General features: G+C 68.0%; 2 protein-coding genes and 2 pseudogenes. 3 read left to right on the forward strand and 1 reads right to left on the reverse strand.

From position 1 onward, the window contains the following. The 3 genes and pseudogenes from Q7T09_RS12420 to Q7T09_RS12430 form a co-directional block, all read left to right on the forward strand. Window positions 1-369 (forward strand): annotated as a pseudogene (locus Q7T09_RS12420) (translational GTPase TypA); the annotation flags it as partial. Between the two features lie 7 nt (window positions 370-376). Continuing rightward, on the forward strand, window positions 377-1,687 hold the full coding sequence (locus tag Q7T09_RS12425; protein WP_304700048.1) for a sensor histidine kinase: 1,311 nt from the start codon (window positions 377-379) through the stop codon (window positions 1,685-1,687). Further along, the gene (locus tag Q7T09_RS12430; RefSeq protein ID WP_304700050.1) at window positions 1,684-2,043 is read left to right on the forward strand and encodes a response regulator; all 360 of its coding nucleotides are present in this window, start codon (window positions 1,684-1,686) and stop codon (window positions 2,041-2,043) included. Before Q7T09_RS12425 ends, Q7T09_RS12430 begins: the two co-directional genes overlap by 4 nt. Before the next feature lie 12 nt (window positions 2,044-2,055). Here Q7T09_RS12430 and Q7T09_RS12435 read toward each other — a convergent pair. Then, window positions 2,056-2,179 (reverse strand): annotated as a pseudogene (locus Q7T09_RS12435) (IS630 family transposase); the annotation flags it as partial.

Raw genomic sequence — 2,179 nt, forward strand, 5'->3', positions numbered from 1 at the left:
GGCCGCAAGGGCGTGCTGGTCTCCAACTCCGACGGCGAGACGACGGACTTCGCCTTGTGGAACCTGGAGGACCGCGGCTTCATGTTCGTGGGCGGCGGCGAAAAGACCTACCAGGGCATGATCATCGGGGAGAACTCGCGCTCCGACGACCTGGACGTCAACCCGATGAAGGCCAAGGCGCTCAACAACATCCGTGCGTCCGGCAAGGACGAGGCCGTGCGCCTGACGCCGCCGCGCCGGATGACCCTGGAGCAGGCCATCGCCTACATCGAGGAAGACGAGCTGGTCGAGGTGACGCCCAAGTCGATCCGGCTGCGCAAGCAGGTGCTGAACCCCAGCATGCGGAAGCGCCGCGCCAAGGAAGAGTAGACGGTCCATGGCGCGCGACCCGATCGAGATTTCGGGCGCTGACCGCCAGGGCGCGCGCGAGCGCGCCTTCCGCCTGCTGGCGGCCACCGTCGGCGCGCTCTTCCTGACCTTCGCCAGCCTCGGCGGGATCTTCCTCTGGTACGACAGCGCCGCGCGCTCGGTCAGCCACACCCACCAGGTGCGCAGCGGCATCAGCGATGTCCTGCAGGCCCTGAGCGACGCGGAATCGGCCCAACGCGCCTATGTGCTCACCGGCGACCGGATGTTCGTCGCCCAGGTCAATGCGTCCCGCGCCAAGGCCGAGCACGACCTGCAGGCCGTCACGGCCCTGACCGAGGACAATCGCGACCAGCAGGCCCGCCTGCAGATCCTGCGGACCCAGATGGCCAAGCGGCTGTCGGTGATCGACCAGACCATGGCCGCCCGCGCCGCCGGCGCGCCCGTGGCCGCCATCCGCATCATCCGCCGGGGCGAGGGCATCGCCGCCATGGCCGAGATTCGTCGCCTGGTGGCCGAACTCGACCGCACCGAGGCGGACCTGGAGGCCCAGCGCGTCGAGCGCGCGGGCGCCATCCGCATCCTGGTGCTGCTGACCCTGGTGGGCTTCGCCGGCCTCCTGGCCTGGCTGTTCATCCGGGCCCTGCGGGACATCAACCTGGACCGCGAGGTCGAGGCCGACACCGCCGAACGCCTCCGCGCCCTGCTGGCCGACCGCACCCTGTTGCTGGACGAGGTGAACCACCGGGTGAAGAACTCCCTGCAGCAGATCGCCAGCGTGGTGCGGCTGCAGTCCCGAGCCTCGGAGCACGCCGAGACCCGGGAGGCCCTGGACAAGACCCTGACCCGCATCATGGCCGTGGGCCGGGTGCATGAGCAGCTCTACAAGGCCGGCGGCCAGATCGGCCTGTTCGACGCCGGCGCCTATGCCGAGGCCCTGGCCCACGAACTGGTGGAGTCGATGGGCGCCGAGAACATCGTCCTGGAGACGAAGGTCGAGCCGATCCTGCTCGACGTGCGTCAGGCCGCGCCCCTGGCGCTCATCCTGAACGAGTTGATCACCAACGCCCTGAAATATGGTTGCCCGACGAATCGGACGCCGCGCATACAGGTGACGTTCGGAACCGACGGGGACGACTACCGTTTGAGCGTGTCCGACAACGGGGCCGGCCTGCCCGAGGGCTTCACCCCCAAGAAGACCAAGAGCTTGGGCATGAGGGCGATCGACGCGCTGGCCCGGCAGCTGGGCGGGCGTTTCGAAATTGAAGATGCGGAGGTCGGCGCGCGTTTTGCAGTCGTCTTCCCGAGGAGCACCGTATGACCATGCGCATTATGGTTGTTGAAGACGACGCCCTGATCGCCCTCGACATCGTCAGCCTGCTGGAGGACCTGGGCCACGAGGTCGTCGCCGAAGCCGCAGACGCCTGCACCGCCTGGGAAATGGCCGAGGAAGACAGGCCCGACCTGGCCCTGGTGGACATCCGCCTGGCCAAGAACACCGACGGCGGCAAGCTGGCGCAGAAGCTCTATGCCAAGCTGGGCGTCCGCTCCCTGTTCGTCTCGGGATCGATCACCGAGGACTTCCGCCGCGCCATGGCGGCCATCGACCCGATCGGCTTCCTCGGCAAGCCGGTGACCCGCCGCACCCTGGGCGACGCCCTGGCCGCCGTCCACTAGAGCATTTTTCGATCAGTCTGCATCATATCCGGCGGCGGCGAAGTAGTTTGCGCACTCCTTCGGTGTGAAGGCGTCGATGATATGAGCGATGGCTGACCAGAGCTGCTCGAGGGTTCTGGCGGCGGCCTTTCGGAGC

Origin of the sequence: Phenylobacterium sp. (assembly GCF_030645195.1) — a bacterium.
In the GTDB taxonomy this organism is placed as follows: domain Bacteria; phylum Pseudomonadota; class Alphaproteobacteria; order Caulobacterales; family Caulobacteraceae; genus Phenylobacterium.

Coding starts and splice junctions, on each gene's coding strand:
- Q7T09_RS12430 (WP_304700050.1), top strand. CDS start 1,684: ATGACCATGCGCATTATGGTTGTTGAAGACGACGCCCTGATCGCCCTC.
- Q7T09_RS12425 (WP_304700048.1), top strand. CDS start 377: ATGGCGCGCGACCCGATCGAGATTTCGGGCGCTGACCGCCAGGGCGCG.